Here is a 20,997-nt window from a genome sequence, read left to right on the forward strand (position 1 = left end):
GGGGATCCACGCTATCGCGCGGTGGTGGCCGGCTCGGCGGCGCGGACACCCGCGAGCCCCCGTGCGACCTCGGCGCGCTGCGTGTCGTCGTCCCAGCCGAGCACCGGCGCGATGACGGCGGCCACCTCGGCGGCCACGGCCTCGGTCGCGGCGCCCACGAACGCGATGGCGGTGCGGCGCAGCAGCAGGTCGTCGAGGTGCACAACGCGCTCGGTGCGCGCGAGATGCCGCAGCTCGTCGGTGCTGTACGACGGCAGCGTCCGCAGCGGGGCGTCGTCGCCTGTGAGCGCGGCGATGACCTCCGCCGCGATCGTGCCGTACCGGTCGAGCAGCACCTCGGCGCGTTCGGCGCCGACGGCGGACGCATGCGCGCGGACCCACGCGGCGCGCGCCGCATCCGTCGTCGGGTAGCCGGCGCCGCCGCCGATCGGCAGCCCCTTCGTGCTCACGCGACGCGGGCGGGCGAGCAGGGCCAGCGCCCGGTCGGCGAGGTGCGCCGCCGAGGCGCGGAAGGTCGTCCACTTGCCGCCGACGAGGCTCAGCACGTGGGCGCTGCCCCCTCGCAGCGGCGCCTGCTCGATGCGGTAGTCGCGTGAGACGAAGCCGGGCGCGAGGTCGCCGTGTCCGGGCAGGGGCCGCACACCGGCGAAGCGGTGCACGATCTGCTCGCGTGTGACGAGGATGCTGGGCAGCACGTGCGAGACGAGGTCGATGAAGTAGTCGACCTCCGCCTCGGTGCACACGATGGGCTCGTCGATGTCGTGCTCGAGGTCGGTGGTGCCCACGAGCACCCGGCCCTTCAGCGGATAGATCAGCACGATGCGACCGTCGGAGTGCTCGAAGAACAGCTCGCGGCCGCCGGTCGCCGCCAGCAGCTCCGGGTGGTCGAGCACGATGTGCGACCCCTTCGTCCCGCCCATGTAGCGGGTCGGGTCGCCGAGGGCGGCGTTGGTGAGGTCGGTCCACGGGCCCGAGGCGTTCACCACGACGGATGCCGCGAACGCGAACTCCTCGCCGTCTTCGCCGCGCAACACCACGGATCCGTCATCCGTACCGACCGCCGCCGTGTACGTCGCGGCGCGCGCCCGCTCGCCGCCGGCGGCGAGCGCGTCGCGGAGCACGTCGACGGCCAACCGCTCCGGGTCGTGCAGGGATGCGTCCCAATAGGTCGCGGTGTAGCGGATGCCGGGGTTGAGCTCGGGCAGCATCCGCAGCGACCGACGCCGGCCGTGGAAAGCGTGACGCGGCACGACGCCGTGGCCGAGCAGCCCGCCGCCCCGCGAGAAGGAGTCGTAGATGACGAGCCCCACCTTGACGAGCACGGCGCCGCGGCCGCGACGCGGCCCCGCACCGTGCCGCAGGAACCGCAGCGGCGCCGACAGCACACCGGCGAACGTCGAGAAGATCGGGATGGTCGTCTGCAACGGGCGCACGTAATGGGGCGCGATCTTCAACAGCCCGTTGCGCTCGGTCACCGCCTCGTGCACGAGCCGGAACTCGCCGTTCTCGAGATAGCGGATCCCGCCGTGGATCATGTGGCTGGATGCCGCCGACGCCCCACCGACGATGTCGCCGCGCTCGACGAGGGCGACGTCCACCCCCTGCAGGGCGAGATCGCGGAACGTCGCGAGCCCGTTGATCCCCCCGCCGATGATGAGCACGTCGGCGTACGGCCGGTCGCGCAGTCCCCGGTTCGGTGTCTGCATGCCTGGCACCTCCCGCCTCAAGGCTACGGCGCGCGGTGGGGGGCGGGCGCCGCGACACCGGGCGTCACAGTCGATCGACAGGAATGAATCGCCCACGGCCACGTTGAGTACACTCGTGAGCACAACGTGCTCCGGGGTCGGTGGGAATCCGAACCGGCGGTGACAGTCCGCGAACCCCTCCTGTGAGGGGCCGATCCGGTGGAATTCCGGGACCGACGGTGATGCGAGACGCTTCTGCGGAAGCGGGTCGCTAGTCCGGATGGGAGGAAGCACGAGCGGTGTCGCGTGCGCCCGCCCTCATCCTCCCGGAGCCGGATCGAAGGACCGAAGGATGACCGCGACCGACCGCGAACGAGACGCGATGCACGCCGCGCTGGCGCTCGCGCTGCGCGGCCCCCGCGGAGTGAACCCGCAGGTCGGCGCCGTGCTCCTCTCCCCCGACGGAGAGGTGCTCGCCGAGGGCTGGCACCGCGGTGCCGGCACCGCGCACGCCGAGGTCGACGCCCTGTCGCAGCTGCCCGCCGGCGCGGCGCGCGGCGCGACCGCCGTGGTGACGCTGGAACCGTGCAACCACACCGGACGGACGGGCCCGTGCGCCGAGGCGCTGATCGCCGCGGGAGTGGCGCGGGTCGTGTACGCGATCGACGACCCGGGCGAGCGCTCGTCCGGCGGCGGCGCACGGCTGCGGGATGCAGGGGTCGAGGTCGTCTCGGGTGTGCTCGCCGACGAGGCGGCCGCCCTGCTCGAGTCCTGGCTGACCGTGCAGCGGCTCGGCCGTCCGCACGTGAGCGTCAAATGGGCGCAGTCCCTCGACGGGCGCGCGGCCGCCGCCGACGGCACCAGCCAGTGGATCACCGGCCCTGTCGCGCGCGCCGACGTGCACGAGCGCCGCGCCGCCGCGGACGCGATCGTCGTCGGCACCGGCACCGTGCTGGCCGACGACCCCGCCCTCACCGCCCGCCGCCCCGACGGGTCGCTCTTCGACCACCAGCCCCGTCCGGTTGTCGTGGGCCGCCGCGCCGTCCCGAGCGGGGCTGCGCTCACCCGGCATCCGCTCCCGCTGCTGCAGGACGACGGCACCGACCTGGCCGCGCTGCTGGGCCGCCTCGCCGGCGAGGGCGTGCAGCGCGTGTTCGTCGAGGGCGGGCCGGCCCTGGCGAGCTCCTTCCTGCGCGCCGGCCTGGTCGACGAGGTGCTCGTCTACCTCGCCCCCACACTGCTCGGCGGCGACCGCCTCGCCGTCGGCGACATCGGCGTCGCCACGATCGACGCCCAGCGACGCCTCGACGTGGCATCCGTCACTCCCCTCGGCCGCGATCTGCTGATCGTCGCCACCCCCGCGAAGGAGACCCCCTGATGTTCACCGGGATCATCGAAGAACGCGGCACCGTCACCGCGGTCACCGCCTCCGGCGACGGCGTGCGCCTGACCGTGCAGGCACCGCTCGCCGTCTCCGACGCGCAGCACGGCGACTCGATCTCGGTCAGCGGCGTGTGCCTGACCGTCGCCGACCAGGGCCCGGACTGGTTCACCGCCGACGTCATGCGCCAGACCCTCGACATGACGACGATCGGCGCGCTGGAGGCCGGCGCCCCGGTCAACCTGGAGCGCGCCCTCGCCGCCCACACCCGCCTCGGCGGGCACATCGTGCAGGGTCACGTCGACGGCACCGGCGAACTGCTCGAGGTGCGACCCGGCGACCAGTGGCGCGTGCTGCGCATCTCGCTGCCGGCGGAGCTCGCCCCCCTCGTCGTCGACAAGGGCTCGATCTGCGTCGACGGCGTCTCCCTCACCGTTTCGGCGGTGTCGGATGCGGCCACCCCCGAGCCGTGGTTCGAGGTGTCGCTCATCCCCGAGACCCTCGAGATCACGACCCTCGGCGCGCGCACCGTCGGCGACCGCGTCAACCTCGAGACCGACATCCTGGCGCGGCACGTGCAGCGCCTGCTCAGCTTCACCCCCACCACCGAAGGAGGCTCCCGATGAGCCTTTCATCCCTGTCCGACGCCCTCGACGCCCTGCGCGCCGGCCGCCCCGTCATCGTCGCCGACGACGAGAACCGCGAGAACGAGGGTGACGTCATCCTCTCCGCGGAGCTCGCGACGCCCGAGTGGATCGCCTGGACCGTGCGGCACTCCAGCGGCTTCATCTGCGCGCCGATGCCGGCCGACTGGGCCGACCGCCTCGACCTGCCGCCGATGGTCGAGATGAACGAGGATGCACGCGGCACCGCGTACACCGTCAGCGTCGACGCGGCCGACCGCGTCTCGACCGGCATCAGCGCGCACGACCGCTCCCACACCCTCAACGTGCTCGCGAACCCGGAGAGCACGCCGGGGTCGGTCATCCGTCCCGGCCACATCCTGCCGCTGCGCGCGGTCGACGGGGGCGTGCGCGAACGCGCCGGTCACACCGAGGCGGCCGTCGAGCTCATGCAGCTCGCGGGGCTGCAGCCCGTGGGCGCGATCGCCGAGGTCGTCGCCGACGACGGGTCGATGATGCGCCTGCCCGGACTCATCGAGCTCGGCGAGCGCGACGGCGTGCCGGTGATCACGATCGAGCAGATCATCGCCCACCTCGAAGAGGCCGACCCGCGCGAGATCGCCGTCGGCGGCGCGAACCGTCGCCGGGTGAGCCTGCGCGCCGAGGCCCAGGTGCCCACGTCGCACGGCTCGTTCCGCTTTCTCGCCTACAAGGACCGCTCCACCGGCACCGACCACATCGCGGTCGTCTCGGGCGACCTCACCGAGAAGGCCCCGCTCGTGCGCGTGCACTCGGAGTGCCTCACCGGTGAGGCGTTCGGCTCGCTCAAGTGCGAGTGCGGACCCCAGCTGGATGCCGCCCTCGACGCGATCGAGCAGGACGGAGGCGTCGTCATCTACATGCGCGGTCACGAGGGACGCGGCATCGGCCTGATCAACAAGCTGCGCGCATACAGCCTGCAGGAGCGGGGCCTGGACACCGTCGACGCGAACCTGGCGCTGGGCCTTCCCGCCGATGCCCGCGACTACGCCGCCGCGGCCGGCATCCTCGCCGACCTCGGCGTGGAGCAACTGCGACTGCTCACCAACAACACCGACAAGGTGCACCAGCTGCGCGCCCTGGGTCTCGACATCGTCGAGCAGGTGCCGCTGCTGGTCGGCGTCGGCGCGAACAACCACCAGTACCTCGCCACGAAGGCCGAGCGCATGGGACACATCATCGACGCGAGCGCGCTGGATGCCGCCCTCGCCCACAGCACGGAGGAGCACGCATGAGCGGCCACGGAGCCCCCGCCACCGCCCCGATCGACGCGAGCGACCTGAAGGTCGTCGTCGTCGCCGGTCAGTGGCACGATGTCATCACCGACGGTCTGATCGCCGGCGCCGAACGCGTGCTGGAGGCCTCCGGCGCCGCGTGGCGCCTCGTGCGGGTGCCCGGGTCGTTCGAGCTGCCGGTTGCGAGCAAGGCGGCGCTGGATGCCGGAGCCGACGCCGTCGTGGCGCTCGGGGTCATCATCCGCGGCGGCACCCCGCACTTCGAGTACGTCTCGGCGGCGGCCACCGACGGGCTCACCCGCGTCGCCCTCGACACCGGCAAGCCGGTCGGCTTCGGCGTGCTGACCCTCGACGACGAGCAGCAGGGTCTCGACCGAGCCGGGCTCGAGGGGTCGAAGGAGGACAAGGGCGCCGAAGCGGCCGACGCCGCGCTGCGCACAGCCCTGGTGCTGCGCGACCTGCGCCGCTGAACTGCCGGGCTCGGGCCCGGGTCGCTTGCGCCGCGCTTGCGCCGGCCGAACCCTCGGTCTCCGGCCGAACCCTCGGTCCTGGGCCGCCCCGGGGCGAAGGGTTCGGCCCAGGAGCGAGGGTTCGGCGGATGCGGCACGCCCCCACCTTCAGCTAGGCTGAGGGTATGGAGATCCTGCGCCACGCCGTCGTCCTCGTCCACCTCGTCGGGTTCGCCGTGCTGTTCGGCGCTTGGGTCGTCGAGGCGTTCGGGCAGCGTCGCGTCACGCGGCTGCAGCACTGGGGCATGGCCATCGCCGCCGTCGCCGGTCTCGCCCTCGCCGCGCCCTGGGGCATCGAGTACGACCTGAACTACGTCAAGCTCGGCACCAAGCTCGTCGTCCTGCTGATCATCGGCGCGCTGCTCGGAGTCGGTGCCGGCCGCCAGCGCCGCACCGGCTCGGTGCCGCCCGCGGTCTTCTGGCTCATCGGCATCCTGACGCTGCTCAACGCCGCCCTCGCGGTGCTCTGGCGCTGACCGACTCTCGCACGCGCGCGGCCGGCATCCGCCTCGCCGCGTAGACTGGACGATCGCGCGTCGGCCACCCCGCCGACGCCGCGGTGCCCATCGTCGTGGCGCCCGCCGCATCACCCCTGCCCCGGACGCCCGCCACCGCCGTGTCCGACCCCGGACTTGTCACACTCCTCAGACAGGTTCCCCACCGCATGTCCTCCGCCACCGCGGCCCCCGCCGCGTCCGCCTCCTCCCCCACTCCGGCCAATCCGCGCTCCCGCGTCATCACCGCGAGCCTCATCGGCACGACGATCGAGTTCTACGACTTCTACGCGTACGCCACGGCGGCCGTGCTCGTCTTCCCGATCCTCTTTTTCCCCACCGGCAACGAGACCACGGCCCTCCTCGCCTCGTTCGGCGTCTTCGGCGCCGCCATGGTCGCCCGCCCCATCGGCGCGATCATCTTCGGCCACTTCGGCGACCGGTTCGGTCGCAAGGCGACCCTCGTCGCGTCGCTGCTGACGATGGGTGTCGCGACCTTCCTCATCGGCCTGCTCCCCACGTTCGACCAGATCGGCTGGTGGGCCGCGCTGCTGCTGCTCGTCATGCGCCTCGCCCAGGGCTTCGCGCTCGGCGGCGAGTGGTCGGGTGCCGCCCTCGTGGCCACCGAGAACGCCCCGAAGGGCAAGCGTGCCTGGTACGGCACGTTCCCGCAGCTGGGCGCCCCGATCGGCTTCATCATCGCCAACGGCGTGTTCCTCATCATCAACTTCGCCCTGCCGCACCCCGACGGCACGGCGCAGCGGTCGGAGGAGTTTCTGTCGTGGGGCTGGCGCGTGCCGTTCCTGTTCTCGGCCGTCATGGTGATCGTCGGGCTCTGGGTGCGCCTGCGCCTCGTCGAGTCCGACGCGTTCGCGCGCGTCGAGAAGACCGGCGCCGTGCGCAAGTTCCCGCTGGGCTCCGTCATCCGCCACCACTGGAAGGAGCTGATCCTCGGCACCTTCATCATGCTGGCCACCTACGTGCTCTTCTACCTGATGACGAGCTTCACGCTGTCGTACGCGACCAAGCCGACTCTCGAGGGCGCCCAGACGGCCGCGGATGCCGCGGGCACCGCGTTCGACGCCGCCGCCTACGTGCCCGGACTCGGCTTCGGCTACACCGACTTCGTCATCATGCAGATCATCGGCGTCGTGTTCTTCGGCATCTTCACGATGCTGTCGGGGCCGCTGGCCGACTCGATCGGCCGCCGGAAGCTGCTCATCTGGGTCACGGTGGGCATCATCGTGTTCGGCCTGGCGTTCAACGTCTTCCTCTCCCCGCACGTCGACCCGAAGTTCACCGGCGCGCTCGTGCAGGCCGGCCTCGTGTTCGGCTTCATGCTCATGGGGGCGACGTTCGGCCCGATGGGCGCGGTGCTGCCCGAGCTGTTCCCGACGAACGTCCGTTACACCGGCTCGGCGATCTCGTACAACCTGTCGTCGATCCTCGGCGCCGCACTCGCCCCGATCGTGGCGGTCGCGCTGTGGGCGCTCGCGGGCGGCTCACCGTGGCTGGTGGGCGTGTACCTCGCCGCGATGGGCGTGCTCACGCTCATCGCCCTCATCGTCTCGAAGGAGACGAAGGACGTCGACTACGACACGAACATCGGCGTCGGAGCGACCGGCTCGCTCTGACACGCACACACCGGACGGCGGATGCCGCGGGGCTTCGGCTCCGCGGCATCCGCCGTTCTGCGCCCCGGCATCCGCCCCCGCCCGTCGAGACCCGGTCCACGCGCCGAGACCCGCGTGTGGAACGCGAGTTTCGGCGCGAACAGCGGGTCTCGGCGGGCGCGGCGACGTGCGGTGCCTCGCGGCGCGCGCGTCAGTCGAGGAACAGGGCGCGGAGGCGCTTGGTCGTGAAGACGAGCCCGATCGCGATCATGACGACGTAGTAAAGCACGTGCCAGACCATGTCGGGCGTGATGATTCCCGTCGTCAGCTGGCGCACCATCTCGACACCGTGCCACAGCGGCAGGGCCATCACGATCTGCTGCACCCACCCGGGGTAGACGGTGATCGGGTAGAACGTCGCCGAGAACAGGAACATCGGCAGCAGCACGAAGTTGATCCAGTCCATGTGCTGGAAGGTCTTCATGTAGCTCGTGACCGCCATACCGAGGCTCGCGAAGCCGAAGGCGATCAGCAGCACGGCAGGGATGGCGAGCACGGCCGTCCAGGCGAGGTTGAGCCCGGCGATCTGCATGATGATCATGAAGCCGGTCGCGTACAGCAGCCCCCGCAGCAGCGCGTAGAGGATCTCGCCGAGGGCCACGTCGAGCGGACCGAGCGAGGTCGACAGCATCCCCTCGTAGAGCTTGCCGTAGTGCAGCTTGAAGAAGACGTTCCACGTCGAGTCGTAGATCGCGCCGTTCATCGCCGACACGGCCAGCAGCGCCGGGGCGATGAACGCGGCGTACGAGACGGTCACGCCCTGCGCGGTCTCGACGTCGCCGATGAGGGCGCCGAGCCCGATGCCCATCGAGGCCAGGTAGAACACCGGCTCGAAGAAGCCCGACACGACGATGATCCAGCTCGACGAGCGCGCGGCGATGAGCCCCCGCTGCAGCACCGACCAGGGGTTGCCCGCCCACAGGGCCCGCACGCCGCCGGTGCGACGCGGCGCCTCCGCGATCCCCGCGCGCGAGGTCGGCGGGGCGCTCACTTCGCGAGCCTTTCGATGAACACGCGTCGGCCCCACAGGTATCCGGCCACGCTCAGCACCACGAGGTAGGCGATGTGCACCACGACCATCGCGGGTGCGACGTCGGAGTGGTAGGTCGCGACGCGGCCGAGCTCGGTGCCGTGCCACAGCGGCGAGATCCACCCGATCCACTGCAGCCAGACGGGCAGGGTGTCCAGCGGATAGAACGTGCCCGAGAACAGGAACATCGGCATGAACAGGAACCGCTGCACGAGCGCGAACTGGCCCTTGTCGTCTTCGATCGATCCCGCGTAGGCCATGAGCGGGATGCCGAACGCCAGGCCCGCGGCGACACCGGCGAGGACCGACAGCCAGCCCGTCTCGGGATGCGGCACGGTCTCGAGGCCGAACAGCCCGAAGATCCACAGGAACAGGTAGAACGCCCCGGCGGCGACGATCATGCGCGCCGTCGCCCCGGCGATCACACCGTTGGCGATCTGCGGGCTCGACAGCGGCGACGCGTTGAACCCGTAGAAGTAGCGGCGCCATTTGAACCCGGCCATGACCGGATAGGTCATCTCCTCGGACGCCACCGAGATCGCCGCGGTCGCCAGCAGCGCCGGCCCGACGAACATGAGGTAGCCGACCTCGCGACCGTGATCGACGATCGGCGCCTGGATGAGGGCGGCCAGTCCCAACGCGAGTCCCAGCAGGTACATGACCGGCTGCCCGAGCGCGCCGACGACGATCGTCCAGCCGTAGGCGCGCATGGCGCGCACCATGTGCTCGGTGACGTACCAGGAGCCGCGGGCGCGGGGCTTGCGCCCCCATTCCACGGCCTCCGCGCGCAGCTCGTCGAGCGAGGGGTGCGCGGCGGGCGGCGACGAGGGGAGGGTGGTGCCGCTCATTCGATCAACGACCGTCCCGTGAGGCGCAGGAACACGTCTTCCAGCGACGAGCGCCGCACGAGGCTCGTGATCGGCTGCAGACCGGCCGCCGTCACGCGCTCGAGGGCCGCCTCGCCGTCACCCGCGTAGATGAGCACGCGGTCGGGCAGCACCTCGACACGGTCGCCGATCCCCTGAAGCTGGGCCGCGACCTGCTCGTTGCGGTCGGAGCCGAAGCGCACCTCGAGAACCTCGCGGCTGGAGTGCTCGCGGATGAGCGACGCGGGCGTGCCCTCGGCCATGATGCGGCCCTTGTCGACGACGATGAGGCGGTCGCACAGCTGCTCGGCCTCGTCCATGTAGTGGGTCGTGAGCACGAGGGTCGTGCCCCGCTCCTTGAGCCGGAAGAGGCGATCCCACAGCACGTGGCGCGCCTGCGGGTCGAGGCCCGTCGTCGGCTCGTCGAGCAGCAGGATGCGGGGGTCGTTGATGAGGCCGCGCGCGATCGTGAGCCGCCGCTTCATGCCGCCCGAGAGCTGGTCGACCTTGTTCTTCGCCTTGTCTTCGAGCTGCGCGAAGGCGAGCAGCTCGTCGGCCTTCTCGTGGCAGACCTTGCCGGGCAGCCCGAAGTAGCGGCCGTAGATGTAGAGGTTCTCGCGGGCGTTGAGCTCGCCGTCGAGGTTGTCCTGCTGTGGGACGACGCCCAGTCGCGAGCGGATCTCGGGCCCGTAGCCGTCGGGGTCGAGACCCAGGATCGACAGCGACCCGCTCGTGCGCGTCGAGACGGCGCCGATCATCTTCATCGTCGTCGACTTGCCGGCGCCGTTGGGGCCGAGCAGCCCGAACGACTCACCGGGAGCGACCTCGAACGACAGGCCGTCGACGGCCAGGAAGTCGGGCTTGCCCTTGGTCTTGTACGCCTTCACGAGGTTCTGGGCGGAGATGACGGGTTCAGGCACCGCACCACACTAGCGCCGCCCTCGGACACTCCTGCGCGCCTTGCACGCCGACCTCGCCCGCGCCGAAGCCGAGCAGGTGCGTCGTGCCCGCGCCCTCGGCTTCTCGTGGGTCGCGATCGCCGACGCCATGGGCATCAGCCGACGGGCAGTGCACAAGAAGTACGGGAGACAATAGAGACGGCAACGTCGCCCGATCACCACCCGACACCGAGGACGCCCCACCATGTCTTCCGACGCCCGCCGCAGCGCTCGACCTTCCCGCTCCCCCCGCCGCCCCCGCGAGGATGCCGGCCCGCGGGCGAGCCTGCGCCAGCTGCTGCCGTTCCTGTTCGAGCACAAGGCGGTGCTGATCGTCGTCGCCGTGCTGAGCGTGCTGGCCGCCGCCGCGACGCTCGCCCAGCCGCTCGTGGTCGGTCAGGTCATCGCCCTCGTGCAGGTCGGCGACCCCCTCGGCACCCTCGTGTGGGTGCTCGTCGCGCTCGTCGTGGTCGCGTCGGTCATCAGCGGGGTGCAGCACTACCTGCTGCAGCGCACCGGTACCGCCGTCGTCTATTCGAGCAGGCGTCGACTCGTCGCGCAGCTGCTGCATCTGCCGGTCAAGGAGTACGACGCGCGCCGCACCGGCGACCTCGTCTCGCGCGTGGGCACCGACACGACCCTGCTGTACGCCGTGCTCACCCAGGGCCTGGCCGACTCGGTCGGCAACGCGCTCATCTTCGTCGGCGCCGTCATCGCGATGCTCGTCATCGACCCGCTCCTGCTCGTGATGATCCTCGTCGTCGTGGGCGCATCGGTCGCGATCGTCGGCGTGCTCTCGGGCCGCATCCGCCGCGCCACCCACGCGCAGCAGGAGGCCGTCGGAGAACTCGCGTCGGGCGTCGAGCGGGCGGTCGGCTCGATCCGCACGATCCGCGCCGCGGGCGCGTCGGGCCGCGAGCAGGCCGCGATCGAGACCACGGCGCGCGGTGCGTTCGACGCGGGCGTGCGGGTCGCGAAGTCGTCCGCGCTCGTCGTGCCGATCGCCGGGATCGCGCTGCAGCTCTCGCTGCTGGTGGTGCTGGGCGTCGGCGGCTTCCGCGTCGCGTCGGGGGCGATCTCGATCGCCCAGCTCGTGACGTTCGTCATGTTCCTGTTCTTCCTGGTGCAGCCGCTCGGCTCGTTCTTCGGGGCGATCACCTCGGTCAACCAGGCACTCGGCGCGCTCGGCCGCATCCAGGAGGTGCTGGACCTGCCGACCGAGACCGCCGACGACGACGCGATCGCGACGACCGTGCAGCAGGCCCGGCTGGCCGATCCGGCATCCGACCTCACCGGCCCGATCAACACGCTCGACGACCTGCTCGCCACCCGCGACGCGCCCGCGATCGAGTTCCGCGACGTGCACTTCGCCTACCCGGCCGCCGTCGTGCGCGCCCGCCGCGACGCCGAGGCCGAGGTGGCCCGCACCCTCGCCGACGTCCACGCCGACACGGTGAGCATGCCGGATGCGGACGGCGACGTGCTGCGCGGCGTCTCGTTCGCCGTCCCCCGCGGCGCGCGCGTCGCCCTCGTCGGCCCGTCGGGCGCGGGCAAGTCGACGACGCTCGCCCTCATCGAGCGCTTCTACGACCCGGATGCCGGCGCCGTGCTGCTCGACGGCACCGACGTGCGCCGCATCGACCGCACGCGGCTGCGCGCGCAGCTGGGCTACGTCGAGCAGGACGCCCCGACCCTCGCCGGCACCCTCGCCGACAACCTGCGCCTGGCCGCGCCCCACGCCGACGACGAGGAGTGCGAACGCGTGCTGCGCGCCGTCAACCTCGGCGACGTGCTCGAGCGCAGCCCGCTCGGCCTCGAGGCCCCGGTGGGCGAGGCCGGCGTCATGCTCTCCGGCGGCGAGCGCCAGCGTCTCGCGATCGCCCGGGCACTGCTGGCGGCGCCGCCCATCCTGCTGCTGGACGAGTCGACGTCGTCGCTCGACGGCCTCAACGAACAGCGGATGCGGGAGGCCATCGACGCGGTCGCCACGGGGCGCACGCTCGTGCTGATCGCGCACCGCCTGTCGACCGTCGTCGACAGCGACCTCATCGTCGTGATGGACCGCGGCCGCGTCGTCGGCCAGGGCACTCACGAGGAGCTGCTGGCGACGACCCCGCTGTACCGCGAGCTCGCCCGCCACCAACTGCTGGTCTGAAGCGCGGGCGGGTTCGAGGCGTTTCGACTCGCTCCGCTCGCTCAACGACCGGGGGGCCTCCGGTCGTTGAGCGAGGAGCGCAGCGACGAGTCGAAACGCCCCGAACGACGCACAGGCGTTTCGACTCGCTCCGCTCGCTCAACGACCGGGGGCCGGGGCGGCGGGCGGGTCAGTCGCGGGTGAGGCGGTAGCGCAGGGCGGCGAGCTCGGCGTTGAGGGCGGCGGGGATGCGGCCCTCGAAGCCGGCGTAGAACTCGGCGGTGAGGTCGGTCTCCTGCAGCCAGGTCTCGCGGTCGATCGCGAACAGCTCCTGCAGGTCGGCCTCGGGCACCTCGATGCCGTCGAGGTTCAGGTCGTCGATGCGCGGGAGGCGTCCGATCGGGCTCGGAACCGCCTCGACCTGGCCCTGCAGACGCCGCACGATCCACTCCACGACCCGGGCGTTGTCGCCGAATCCGGGCCACAGGAAGCGACCGTCCTGCCCCTTGCGGAACCAGTTCACCTGGAAGATGCGGGGCGCCCGGTCGAACCGCAGCGCCTGCCCGACCTTCAACCAGTGACCGAAGTAGTCGGCCATGTTGTATCCGCAGAACGGCAGCATGGCGAACGGGTCGCGACGCAGTTCGCCGACCGTCCCCTCGGCCGCCGCGGTGCGCTCGGACGAGATGTTCGAGCCGAGGAAGACGCCGTGCGTCCAGTCAGTCGCCTCCACGACGAGCGGCACGTTGGTGGCGCGCCGGCCGCCGAACAAGATGGCATCCAGCGGCACCGCTTCGGCCCAGTCCCCGGCGATCTGCGGGCACTGGCCGGCGCTGACGGTGAAGCGCGAGTTCGGGTGGGCGGCGGGCGTGCCGGATGCCGGGGTCCACGCGTTGCCCTGCCAGTCGGTGAGCTCCTCGGGGATGTCGTCGGTGAGCCCCTCCCACCACACGTCGCCGTCGGGGCGCAGCGCCACGTTCGTGAAGATCGTGTTCCCCCACAGGGTCTCGACGGCCGTGACATTGGTCGACTCGCCGGTTCCCGGCGCGACGCCGAAGAAGCCCGCCTCGGGGTTGATCGCCCACAGCCGGCCGTCCTCCCCCGGACGCAGCCACGCGATGTCGTCGCCCAGGGTCTCGACGCGCCATCCGGGGATGGTCGGACGCAGCATCGCGAGGTTCGTCTTCCCGCATGCCGACGGGAACGCCGCGGCGATGTGGAAGGCCTTGCCGGCGGGGTCGATGACGCGGATGAGGAGCATGTGCTCGGCGAGCCACCCCTCGTCCCGGCCGATGACCGACGCGATCCGCAGCGCAAAGCACTTCTTGGCGAGGATCGCGTTGCCGCCGTAGCCGGAGCCGAACGACCACACCTCGAGGGTGTCGGGGAAGTGCACGATGTACTTCTCGTCGTTGCACGGCCACGCCTCGTCCGCTTGCCCGGGGCGCAGCGGCGCGCCCACGCTGTGCACCGTCTTCACCCACGGCTTGCCGGCGGCGATCTGCTCGAGCACGGCCGTTCCGACGCGCGTCATGATGCCGATCGACGCGACGGCGTACGCGGAGTCGGTGACCTGCACGCCGATGTGGCTGAGCGGGCCGCCGACCGCGCCCATCGAGAACGGCACGACGTACATCGTGCGTCCGCGCATCGACCCCTCGAACAGCGGGGTGAGGGTCGCGCGGATCTCGGCGGGGTCGACCCAGTTGTTGGTGGGGCCGGCGTCCGCCTCATCCTCGGATGCGATGAACGTGCGCCCCTCGGTGCGGGCGACGTCGCTCGGGTGCGAGCGGGCGAGGTAGGAGCCCGGCCGCCACTCCGGGTTGAGCTTGATGAGCTTGCCCTCGTCGACCATCTCGCGCAGGAGCGCCTCGTTCTCGGCGCGCGACCCGTCGACCCAGTGGATGCGGTCGGGCTGCGTGAGCGCGGCCACCTCGTCGACCCACGCGACGAGGGCTTCGGCGGCCGGGCCGCTCATGGCGGGACGGGCACCGTGGGTCTGCGCCGGCGCGGCGGCCAGCGCGCCGCCCTGCGTGGTGGGGACCGGTCGGGTGAAGATGTCCGCGAGGGCCATGTCGTCTCCTTCGTCTGTCGCGGGCGACTGCGCCCGCCCTTCCACTGTCATCCCAATCCCGCTGGACTTTCCGGCCCCGAGCGGCACAAGAATCCGACTTCTTTCCGTATGCTCAAGGAATGACACCGACCGCGCTAGAACTGTCGACCCTGGGCCACCGCATCCGCCATCAGCGGGTGACGCAGGGGTACACGCTCGACGAGCTGGGCGCGCTCGTCGGCGTCGCGGGCAGCCAGCTCAGCCTCATCGAGAACGGCAAACGCGAGCCGAAGCTGTCGCTGCTGCAGGCGATCGCCCACGCGACCGGCACCGACGTGACCGATCTGCTGTCGACCGAGCCGCCGAACGCCCGCGCGGCGCTCGAGCTGGAGCTGGAGAGGGCGCAGGCCAGCACGGTGTTCCGCCGTCTCGGCATCGCTCCGGTGAAGGTCACCAAGACGATGACCGACGAGACGATCGCCTCCGTGCTGGGGCTGCACCGCGAACTGCAGCGCCGTGAGCGGGAAGCGATCGCCACCCCGGAGGAAGCCCGCCGCGCCAACACCGAGCTGCGACTGGCCCTGCGCGCGAAGGACAACTACCTCCCCGACATCGAGAAGCTCGCCGAGAAGCAGCTCAAGGCGGCGGGGCACGTCGCCGGCGCCCTCACGCATCGCACCGTGAGTCTCATGGCCGAGCAGCTCGGGTTCGAGCTCATCTACGTCAACGACCTGCCGCATTCGGCGCGGTCGGTCACCGACCTCGAGAACGGGCGCATCTACCTTCCGCCCGCCTCCATCCCGGGCGGGCACGGCCTGCGGTCGATGGCGCTGCAGGCGATGGCGCACCGGCTGCTCGGACACACACCGCCCACCGACTATGCCGACTTCCTGCAGCAGCGGCTCGAGATCAACTACTTCGCGGCGTGCTGCCTGATGCCGGAGTCGAACGCCGTCGCCTTCCTGCAGCAGGCCAAGAAGGACCGCGACCTCGCCGTCGAGGACTTCCGCGACGCGTTCGGGGTCACGCACGAGGCGGCGGGCATGCGGATGACGAACCTCCTGACCGTGCACCTCGGCATCCCTCTGCACTTCCTGCGTGTCGACGGGTCGGGCGCGATCAACCGCGTCTACGAGAACGACGAGCTGCCGCTGCCCACCGACGTGACCGGCGCGGTCGAGGGGCAGATCGTCTGCCGCCGCTTCGCCGCGCGCGCCGCCTTCGGGGAGCAGAACCGCACGATCGAGCACTACCAGTACACCGACACCCCCGCCGGCACCTTCTGGTGCTCGAGCCAGACCGGCACGACGTCGGCGGGCGAGTTCTCGATCACCGTGGGCGTGCCCTTCGACGACGCCCGCTGGTTCCGCGGCCGCGAGACGCAGAAGCGCGCGACGTCGACGTGCCCCGACGACGCCTGCTGCCGCAGCGCCGGCGCCGACCTCACCCGCCGCTGGGAGGGCAAGGCGTGGCCGAGCGCGCGCGTGCACATGCAGATGTTCACCCCGCTCCCCCGCGGCGCGTTCCCCGGCGTCGACGACGGGGAGGTCTACGCGTTCCTCGACCGGCACGCCGAGGTCGACTGAGCCCGAGGGGGCGCGCTCAGCCGGTGACGAAGCGCGACACCCGCGCGAGTGCGGCGTCGACGGCGGATGCCGGTACGTCGACATGCCCGAACAGCTCCGGCACCGGCATCCGGTGGTGGCGGCCGACCGCCATCGAGTGGGTCCACAGGCCCACGACCTCGCCGCGGGCGACGAGCACCGGACGCACGAGTCCCTGGATGCTCGGTCCGACGCGGGCGGTGAACGCGTCGGAGCACGCGAGCGTGCGGTCGGCGTACGACAGGTAATACTCGTCGAAGGGCGGCAACGCCAGTACCGCGGGGTCGGCTGCGACCGGCTCCCGGAAAGCCTGGGCCGGGGGCGGCGCGGACACGACGAACAGCCCGTCGTCGACCTCGACCACCCGATCGGATGCCGCCTCCCGCGCGCTCCGGGCGACGCCGACGGGCAGCCCCGCCCACCAGCGGAAGTCGTCGACACCGGCGGGACCGTGGGAGCGGATGTAGCCGACGAACAGCGCGGCGAGCGGGTCGGCGGGGGCCGCCGCATCCGCGATCCAGTCCGCCGGGGCGACGAGGTACTGGTCGCGGGTGGGGCCGCCCTCCCGCGCGATCACGGGCCCCAGCACGACGTCTTCGCGGATCGCCAGCGCCGTCAGCAGCAGATTGCCGCGCATCCCGGTCGCCTCCACCCCGGCGGCGGTGAGCACCGCGGCGAACTCCGCCCGCGTGAGTCGGTTGCCGCCGGCCAGCGCCGCGCCGACCGCACGCGCGGCGACCTCGACGTGCTCCTCGGGGATGCCGTGTCCGCGCCGCACGCTCGCGAACTGCTGCAACTGGCGGTCGCGGGTGACCCGCAGGATCCAGGCCAGATCCCGCGCGGCGACGATGTGCAGCGTGCCCCGCTGCGTCCATGCGCGCACGAGGGCCCCGCTCTCGAACGCCGCATCGACCTCCGAGAGCGTCGGCTCCCCGCCGGTGCGCACACCCAGCGCCCACCGCCCGCCCCAGAACTCCTGCGCCTGCGTCGCCGTGATGTGCGCGGCGGCGCCGGCGACGTCGGGCGCGGGAACATCGAGCAGCTGCGACTGCAGGCGGGCCCGGCGCACGGAGGCGGCATCCATGGCCCCATCCTGCCGCGCCGCACCGACACGACGCCGCAGAGATTGCTTGCAGGGATGACATGCTGTGCGGATGGAGAGAGAAGTCCGCAGCAGGATCGAGCTCGACGTCACCGAGACGGCCGACCTCGTGTTGTCGGTCGCGGTGTCGGCGCACTACGAGCCGGACCACGAGACGTTCGCCGCGACGCTCGACGGCGCGCGCATCGCGACGTCGGAGTTCCAGGACCACAACGGGACCCGTCTGCACCGGGTGAGCGTCCCGCCGGGCACGTTCGTCGCCGAGTACCACGCCCGCATTCTGGGCGAGGGGGCGCACACGATCGGCCGCGACTACGATCTCTTCTCCTACCGGCTGCCGAGCCGCTACGTCGAATCCGACACCCTCGCACCGACGGCGCTGGCGGAGTTCGACGGCATCGACGACGAGGTGGACCTGCTCGCGGCGGTGTCGTCGTGGGTCGGCACCCGCCTGGACTACGTTCCGGGTGCCTCCCGCCCCACGGACGGCGCGGTCCGCACGCTGCTCGGACGCCAAGGGGTCTGCCGCGACTACGCGCACCTGTGCATCGCGCTGCTGCGCGCGCGCGGCGTGGCGGCGCGCTTCGCCTCGGTCTACGCACCGGGTCTCGCGCCCATGGAGTTCCACGCGGTGGCCGAGGCCTGGGTGGACGGCGCATGGCGCGTCGTCGACGCCACCGCGCTCGCACCTCGGCAGACGCTCCTGCGGATCGCGACAGGGCGCGACGCAGCCGACACCGCGTTCCTCACCGTGCTCAGCGGCCGCGCCGACCTGACCTCGATCGAGGTGACGGCCGTCGCCGACGCGCTCCCCGCCGACGACGTCACGGAGCTCGTCTCGATCCGCTGAGACGGCGCGAGTCAACCTGTTGACAGACGCTGAGTCAACTGGTTGACTCGGCGTCATGGCCGATCGCCTCACCGTCACCCTCCACGAACTCGTCGCCGAGCTCGACATCTACGCCGACGCGTACTTGCAGCGCGTCCACGGCGTCTCGTTCAACCTGTTCGAGCTGCTCAACGTGCTCGTCGAACGGGCGCCGATCGACATCTCCGGACTCGCCCGCTGCCTGCGGGTCACGAAAGCTGCGGTGAGCAAGCGTCTCCCGGCGCTCGAGGCCGACGGCTGGGTGAAGACGACGCCCGGACAGGGACGGCAGATCATGATCGCCCCCACCGAGAAGACCCTCTCCCTCGTGCAGCACGCCGGCGGCGAGCTCGAGGCGCACTTCGCCGAGATGCTCGCCGACCCGCGCCTCGCACCCGGCGCCGACGCCGTGGAATCGGAACTGCTCAACCGGCACCTGACCGCCCTCACGCAGATCGTCATCGAGAAGGGAACGCCCGCATGACCGCCCGCATCCTCGTCGTCATCGGCACACCGCTGCCCGACACCTACACGCATGCCCTTGCCGCGGCGTACACCGAGGCAGCCCGCTCCGCCGGCGCCGACGTGCGCGTCGTCGACCTCGCGAACGACCCGATCCCCGGCCACCCGCGCTCCCGCGCTCAGCTGCGGGCGCCCCGCACCGACGCGGACACCCCGCTCGATCCCGAGGTCGCCGCCTATCTCGACGATGTGCGCTGGGCCCAGCACCTGGTCTTCTTCCACCCGCAGTGGTGGGGGACGATGCCGGCGGCGCTGAAGGCGTTCATCGACCGGGTGTTCCTCTCCGGCGCCGCCTTCCGCTACCGTGAGGGCACCCCGATCCCCGAGCGGCTGCTGACGGGCCGCACCGCCCGGATGGTGATGACCATGGACTCACCCCGATGGTGGAACCGGTTCGTGTACCGCGGGGCGGCGGAGGCGGGACTCACCCGCGCCACCCTCGGCTACTGCGGCATCCGCACGATCGGGATCACCCGGCTGAGCCCCATCCGACTCGGCGACGAGACCCGGCGCGCCCGCTGGCTCAGCCGGATCGCCGCCCTCGGCACTCGCGACGGGGGCGTGGCCGCGCGGGAGGTCGTCGGCGCACCGTCGTGACGGATGCGGGGCCGCGCGCGGCGTGGGACGCTGGAGCCATGAGGTCCTGGATCGTGCGCTTCGCCGCCCTGTACGTCTTCAACGTCGTCGTGCTGCTGCTGATCGGGCTGCTCACCCCGGCGAAGGTGGGCTTCGCCGTGATCTGGGCGGCGCTGATCATGACGCTCGCCGAGCTGTGGGTGCGCCCGTTCGTGCAGCGGCGCATGCAGGCGTCGGCCGCGAAGTCGGCCGGCACGCGCACCCGCACCGGCGAAGCACTCGTGCAGGCGGGGATCGTGCTGATCGTCGCCGCCCTCGTGTGGGTGCTCACGCTGCTGCTGTCCGGCGTCCACGTCTCGATCGGCTGGAACCCCCTCGGCTGGTTCGGCGCGTGGATCGTGCCGCCGGTCATCATCGCGCTCGGCGGACTCGTCTACGCGCGCATCAGCGGCCGGATCGAGACGCACGCGGGTGCCGTGTACGACCGCGCCGAGACCGGCATCCGCGGCTCCCGCACCGCCGATCGCGGGACGGATGCCGTCGGCACCGCCTCGGGCGAAGCCCGCGCGGACGATGCCCGCGCGCAGGGCCGGCAGGAGCTCGACGACGGTCTCACGGCCGAGCAGCGCCGCATGCTCGACGATCTCGGCTGAGCCGGACGCCGGACCGTGCCGGCCGTTCGAATATCTGGACTGCGTAACGAAACGTCGCAGGACGGCCCCGAGGGCCACCGGTTCGGGGAAGATGAAGGACGCGGCACCACAGCATCCGCCGCCCCTCCCGTCCTCCGACCACCAAGGACCCGCCATGCCCCGGACCCGCCTGCGCGTCACCCTCGCCTCCGCCGCGGCCGCCACCGCCCTCCTCCTCGCCGGCTGCGCCGGCGGTGTGGCCCCGGCCGCCTCCGGCTCGGCCGACGCCGCATCCGACGACTACATCACGCCCGGGAAGCTCACCATCGCCACCGGCGAGGTCGCCTATTACCCGTACGTCGTCGACGACGACCCGGAGTCGGGTGAGGGATTCGAGGCCGCGATCGCGTACGCCGTCGCGGAGAAGCTCGGATTCGCGAAGGAAGACGTCGTCTGGGTGCGCACGTCGTTCGAGTCGGCGATCGCGCCGGGTCCGAAGGACTTCGATTTCAACATCCAGCAGTACTCGATCACCGACGAGCGCAAGCAGGCCGTCGACTTCTCGTCGCCGTACTACCAGGCCAGCCAGGCGATCGTGGCGATCAAGGGCTCCGCGGCCGAGGGCGTGGACACGCTCGCGGGCGCGAAAGACCTGCTGCTGGGCGCCATGGCCGGATCCACGAGCGCGCAGACGATCGAGGAGGCCGTGCAGCCCACGACCCCGGCGCAGCTCTACAACTCCAACGAGGACGCCCGCGCCGCGCTCGAGGCCGGCCAGATCGACGGCCTCGTGCTGGACACGCCGACGGCGTACTACGCGACGAGCGAGTACATCGCGGACTCGTTCATCGTGGGCGAACTCCCCGCCGCCGGCGTGCCCGACGAGTGGGGCCTGCTGCTGGGCAAGGACTCCCCGCTGACGGCCGAGGTCACCGCCGCCGTCGACGCCCTGCGCGAAGACGGCACCCTCGCGAAGATCACCGACGAGTGGCTCGGGTCGGGCCAGGGCGTCACGCTGCTGCAGTGACCTGGT

Annotated in this window: 20 protein-coding genes and 1 riboswitch; of the genes, 14 read left to right on the top strand and 6 right to left on the bottom strand. The window is 71.7% G+C overall.

Translation table 11 applies throughout. The features are described 5' to 3' along the window. Positions 1 to 11: 11 nt before the first annotated feature. Positions 12 to 1,706: a glycerol-3-phosphate dehydrogenase/oxidase gene (locus C7474_RS11880; protein ID WP_121060264.1), complete on the bottom strand. Its 1,695-nt coding sequence runs from the start codon at positions 1,704 to 1,706 to the stop codon at positions 12 to 14. Positions 1,707 to 1,829: 123 nt separating this feature from the next. Further along, positions 1,830 to 1,982, top strand: a riboswitch (FMN riboswitch). 55 nt (positions 1,983 to 2,037) lie between these two features. Between C7474_RS11880 and ribD the strand changes: the two genes are divergently transcribed. From ribD to C7474_RS11910, 6 genes are all read left to right on the top strand, one after another. Further along, a complete protein-coding gene (gene ribD / locus C7474_RS11885; RefSeq protein ID WP_121060265.1) occupies positions 2,038 to 3,063 on the top strand; it encodes a bifunctional diaminohydroxyphosphoribosylaminopyrimidine deaminase/5-amino-6-(5-phosphoribosylamino)uracil reductase RibD in 1,026 nt (341 codons plus the stop codon). Further along, the gene (locus C7474_RS11890; RefSeq protein ID WP_121060266.1) at positions 3,063 to 3,692 is read left to right on the top strand and encodes a riboflavin synthase; all 630 of its coding nucleotides are present in this window, start codon (positions 3,063 to 3,065) and stop codon (positions 3,690 to 3,692) included. The genes ribD and C7474_RS11890 overlap by 1 nt, the downstream gene beginning before the upstream one ends. Next, a complete protein-coding gene (ribA, locus tag C7474_RS11895) occupies positions 3,689 to 4,963 on the top strand; it encodes a GTP cyclohydrolase II (RefSeq protein ID WP_121060267.1) in 1,275 nt (424 codons plus the stop codon). The genes C7474_RS11890 and ribA overlap by 4 nt, the downstream gene beginning before the upstream one ends. Beyond that, entirely contained in the window at positions 4,960 to 5,433 is a 474-nt protein-coding gene (gene ribH / locus C7474_RS11900; protein WP_121060268.1) for a 6,7-dimethyl-8-ribityllumazine synthase, read from the top strand. The genes ribA and ribH overlap by 4 nt, the downstream gene beginning before the upstream one ends. Positions 5,434 to 5,597: 164 nt before the next feature. Further along, positions 5,598 to 5,948 (top strand): Fe-S protein, encoded by a 351-nt coding sequence (locus C7474_RS11905; protein ID WP_121060269.1) that lies wholly within the window; start codon positions 5,598 to 5,600, stop codon positions 5,946 to 5,948. Positions 5,949 to 6,136: 188 nt separating this feature from the next. Then, on the top strand, positions 6,137 to 7,600 hold the full coding sequence (locus C7474_RS11910; protein WP_121060270.1) for an MFS transporter: 1,464 nt from the start codon (positions 6,137 to 6,139) through the stop codon (positions 7,598 to 7,600). 190 nt (positions 7,601 to 7,790) lie between these two features. On the opposite strand, the gene C7474_RS11915 is transcribed toward C7474_RS11910, so the two are convergent. From C7474_RS11915 to C7474_RS11925, 3 genes are read right to left on the bottom strand one after another with little or no spacing between them, the layout of a single operon-like run. Beyond that, positions 7,791 to 8,630 (bottom strand): ABC transporter permease, encoded by an 840-nt coding sequence (locus C7474_RS11915; RefSeq protein ID WP_241965226.1) that lies wholly within the window; start codon positions 8,628 to 8,630, stop codon positions 7,791 to 7,793. Next, on the bottom strand, positions 8,627 to 9,517 hold the full coding sequence (locus tag C7474_RS11920; protein WP_121060271.1) for an ABC transporter permease: 891 nt from the start codon (positions 9,515 to 9,517) through the stop codon (positions 8,627 to 8,629). The genes C7474_RS11915 and C7474_RS11920 overlap by 4 nt, the downstream gene beginning before the upstream one ends. Beyond that, on the bottom strand, positions 9,514 to 10,455 hold the full coding sequence (locus C7474_RS11925; RefSeq protein WP_121060272.1) for an ABC transporter ATP-binding protein: 942 nt from the start codon (positions 10,453 to 10,455) through the stop codon (positions 9,514 to 9,516). Before C7474_RS11925 ends, C7474_RS11920 begins: the two co-directional genes overlap by 4 nt. A 40-nt stretch (positions 10,456 to 10,495) precedes the next feature. Here C7474_RS11925 and C7474_RS15415 point away from each other — a divergent pair, with 40 nt between their 5' ends. Then, positions 10,496 to 10,630 (top strand): hypothetical protein, encoded by a 135-nt coding sequence (locus C7474_RS15415; protein WP_277870600.1) that lies wholly within the window; start codon positions 10,496 to 10,498, stop codon positions 10,628 to 10,630. Positions 10,631 to 10,678: 48 nt separating this feature from the next. Continuing rightward, the gene (locus tag C7474_RS11935; protein WP_121060274.1) at positions 10,679 to 12,628 is read left to right on the top strand and encodes an ABC transporter ATP-binding protein; all 1,950 of its coding nucleotides are present in this window, start codon (positions 10,679 to 10,681) and stop codon (positions 12,626 to 12,628) included. A gap of 169 nt (positions 12,629 to 12,797) precedes the next feature. On the opposite strand, the gene C7474_RS11940 is transcribed toward C7474_RS11935, so the two are convergent. Then, positions 12,798 to 14,681 (bottom strand): phosphoenolpyruvate carboxykinase (GTP), encoded by a 1,884-nt coding sequence (locus tag C7474_RS11940; protein ID WP_121060275.1) that lies wholly within the window; start codon positions 14,679 to 14,681, stop codon positions 12,798 to 12,800. Positions 14,682 to 14,800: 119 nt separating this feature from the next. Between C7474_RS11940 and C7474_RS11945 the strand changes: the two genes are divergently transcribed. After that, positions 14,801 to 16,246: an XRE family transcriptional regulator gene (locus C7474_RS11945; protein WP_121060276.1), complete on the top strand. Its 1,446-nt coding sequence runs from the start codon at positions 14,801 to 14,803 to the stop codon at positions 16,244 to 16,246. 16 nt (positions 16,247 to 16,262) lie between these two features. Here C7474_RS11945 and C7474_RS11950 read toward each other — a convergent pair whose 3' ends face one another. Further along, positions 16,263 to 17,348, bottom strand: coding sequence for a DNA glycosylase AlkZ-like family protein (locus C7474_RS11950; RefSeq protein WP_121060277.1), 1,086 nt, complete (start codon positions 17,346 to 17,348; stop codon positions 16,263 to 16,265). A 70-nt stretch (positions 17,349 to 17,418) separates the two neighbouring features. Between C7474_RS11950 and C7474_RS11955 the strand changes: the two genes are divergently transcribed. The 5 genes from C7474_RS11955 (at position 17,419) to C7474_RS11975 (ending at position 20,991) form a co-directional block, all read left to right on the top strand. Further along, positions 17,419 to 18,216: a transglutaminase-like domain-containing protein gene (locus C7474_RS11955; protein ID WP_121060278.1), complete on the top strand. Its 798-nt coding sequence runs from the start codon at positions 17,419 to 17,421 to the stop codon at positions 18,214 to 18,216. A 55-nt stretch (positions 18,217 to 18,271) separates the two neighbouring features. Then, a complete protein-coding gene (locus tag C7474_RS11960; protein WP_121060279.1) occupies positions 18,272 to 18,718 on the top strand; it encodes a MarR family winged helix-turn-helix transcriptional regulator in 447 nt (148 codons plus the stop codon). Then, positions 18,715 to 19,353, top strand: coding sequence for an NAD(P)H-dependent oxidoreductase (locus tag C7474_RS11965; protein WP_121060280.1), 639 nt, complete (start codon positions 18,715 to 18,717; stop codon positions 19,351 to 19,353). Before C7474_RS11960 ends, C7474_RS11965 begins: the two co-directional genes overlap by 4 nt. A 38-nt stretch (positions 19,354 to 19,391) precedes the next feature. Continuing rightward, the gene (locus C7474_RS11970) at positions 19,392 to 19,985 is read left to right on the top strand and encodes a hypothetical protein (RefSeq protein ID WP_121060281.1); all 594 of its coding nucleotides are present in this window, start codon (positions 19,392 to 19,394) and stop codon (positions 19,983 to 19,985) included. A 154-nt stretch (positions 19,986 to 20,139) separates the two neighbouring features. Further along, a complete protein-coding gene (locus C7474_RS11975; protein ID WP_121060282.1) occupies positions 20,140 to 20,991 on the top strand; it encodes an ABC transporter substrate-binding protein in 852 nt (283 codons plus the stop codon). Positions 20,992 to 20,997 lie beyond the last annotated feature (6 nt).

Source organism: Microbacterium telephonicum, from assembly GCF_003651225.1.
In the GTDB taxonomy this organism is placed as follows: domain Bacteria; phylum Actinomycetota; class Actinomycetes; order Actinomycetales; family Microbacteriaceae; genus Microbacterium; species Microbacterium telephonicum.

Coding starts and splice junctions, on each gene's coding strand:
- C7474_RS11945 (WP_121060276.1), top strand. CDS start 14,801: ATGACACCGACCGCGCTAGAACTGTCGACCCTGGGCCACCGCATCCGC.
- ribD (WP_121060265.1), top strand. CDS start 2,038: ATGACCGCGACCGACCGCGAACGAGACGCGATGCACGCCGCGCTGGCG.
- C7474_RS11965 (WP_121060280.1), top strand. CDS start 18,715: ATGACCGCCCGCATCCTCGTCGTCATCGGCACACCGCTGCCCGACACC.
- C7474_RS11975 (WP_121060282.1), top strand. CDS start 20,140: ATGCCCCGGACCCGCCTGCGCGTCACCCTCGCCTCCGCCGCGGCCGCC.
- C7474_RS11890 (WP_121060266.1), top strand. CDS start 3,063: ATGTTCACCGGGATCATCGAAGAACGCGGCACCGTCACCGCGGTCACC.
- C7474_RS11950 (WP_121060277.1), bottom strand. CDS start 17,348: ATGGATGCCGCCTCCGTGCGCCGGGCCCGCCTGCAGTCGCAGCTGCTC.
- C7474_RS11970 (WP_121060281.1), top strand. CDS start 19,392: ATGAGGTCCTGGATCGTGCGCTTCGCCGCCCTGTACGTCTTCAACGTC.
- C7474_RS11935 (WP_121060274.1), top strand. CDS start 10,679: ATGTCTTCCGACGCCCGCCGCAGCGCTCGACCTTCCCGCTCCCCCCGC.
- C7474_RS11880 (WP_121060264.1), bottom strand. CDS start 1,706: ATGCAGACACCGAACCGGGGACTGCGCGACCGGCCGTACGCCGACGTG.
- C7474_RS11905 (WP_121060269.1), top strand. CDS start 5,598: ATGGAGATCCTGCGCCACGCCGTCGTCCTCGTCCACCTCGTCGGGTTC.
- C7474_RS11955 (WP_121060278.1), top strand. CDS start 17,419: ATGGAGAGAGAAGTCCGCAGCAGGATCGAGCTCGACGTCACCGAGACG.
- C7474_RS11910 (WP_121060270.1), top strand. CDS start 6,137: ATGTCCTCCGCCACCGCGGCCCCCGCCGCGTCCGCCTCCTCCCCCACT.
- C7474_RS11960 (WP_121060279.1), top strand. CDS start 18,272: ATGGCCGATCGCCTCACCGTCACCCTCCACGAACTCGTCGCCGAGCTC.
- C7474_RS11920 (WP_121060271.1), bottom strand. CDS start 9,517: ATGAGCGGCACCACCCTCCCCTCGTCGCCGCCCGCCGCGCACCCCTCG.
- ribA (WP_121060267.1), top strand. CDS start 3,689: ATGAGCCTTTCATCCCTGTCCGACGCCCTCGACGCCCTGCGCGCCGGC.
- C7474_RS11940 (WP_121060275.1), bottom strand. CDS start 14,681: ATGGCCCTCGCGGACATCTTCACCCGACCGGTCCCCACCACGCAGGGC.
- ribH (WP_121060268.1), top strand. CDS start 4,960: ATGAGCGGCCACGGAGCCCCCGCCACCGCCCCGATCGACGCGAGCGAC.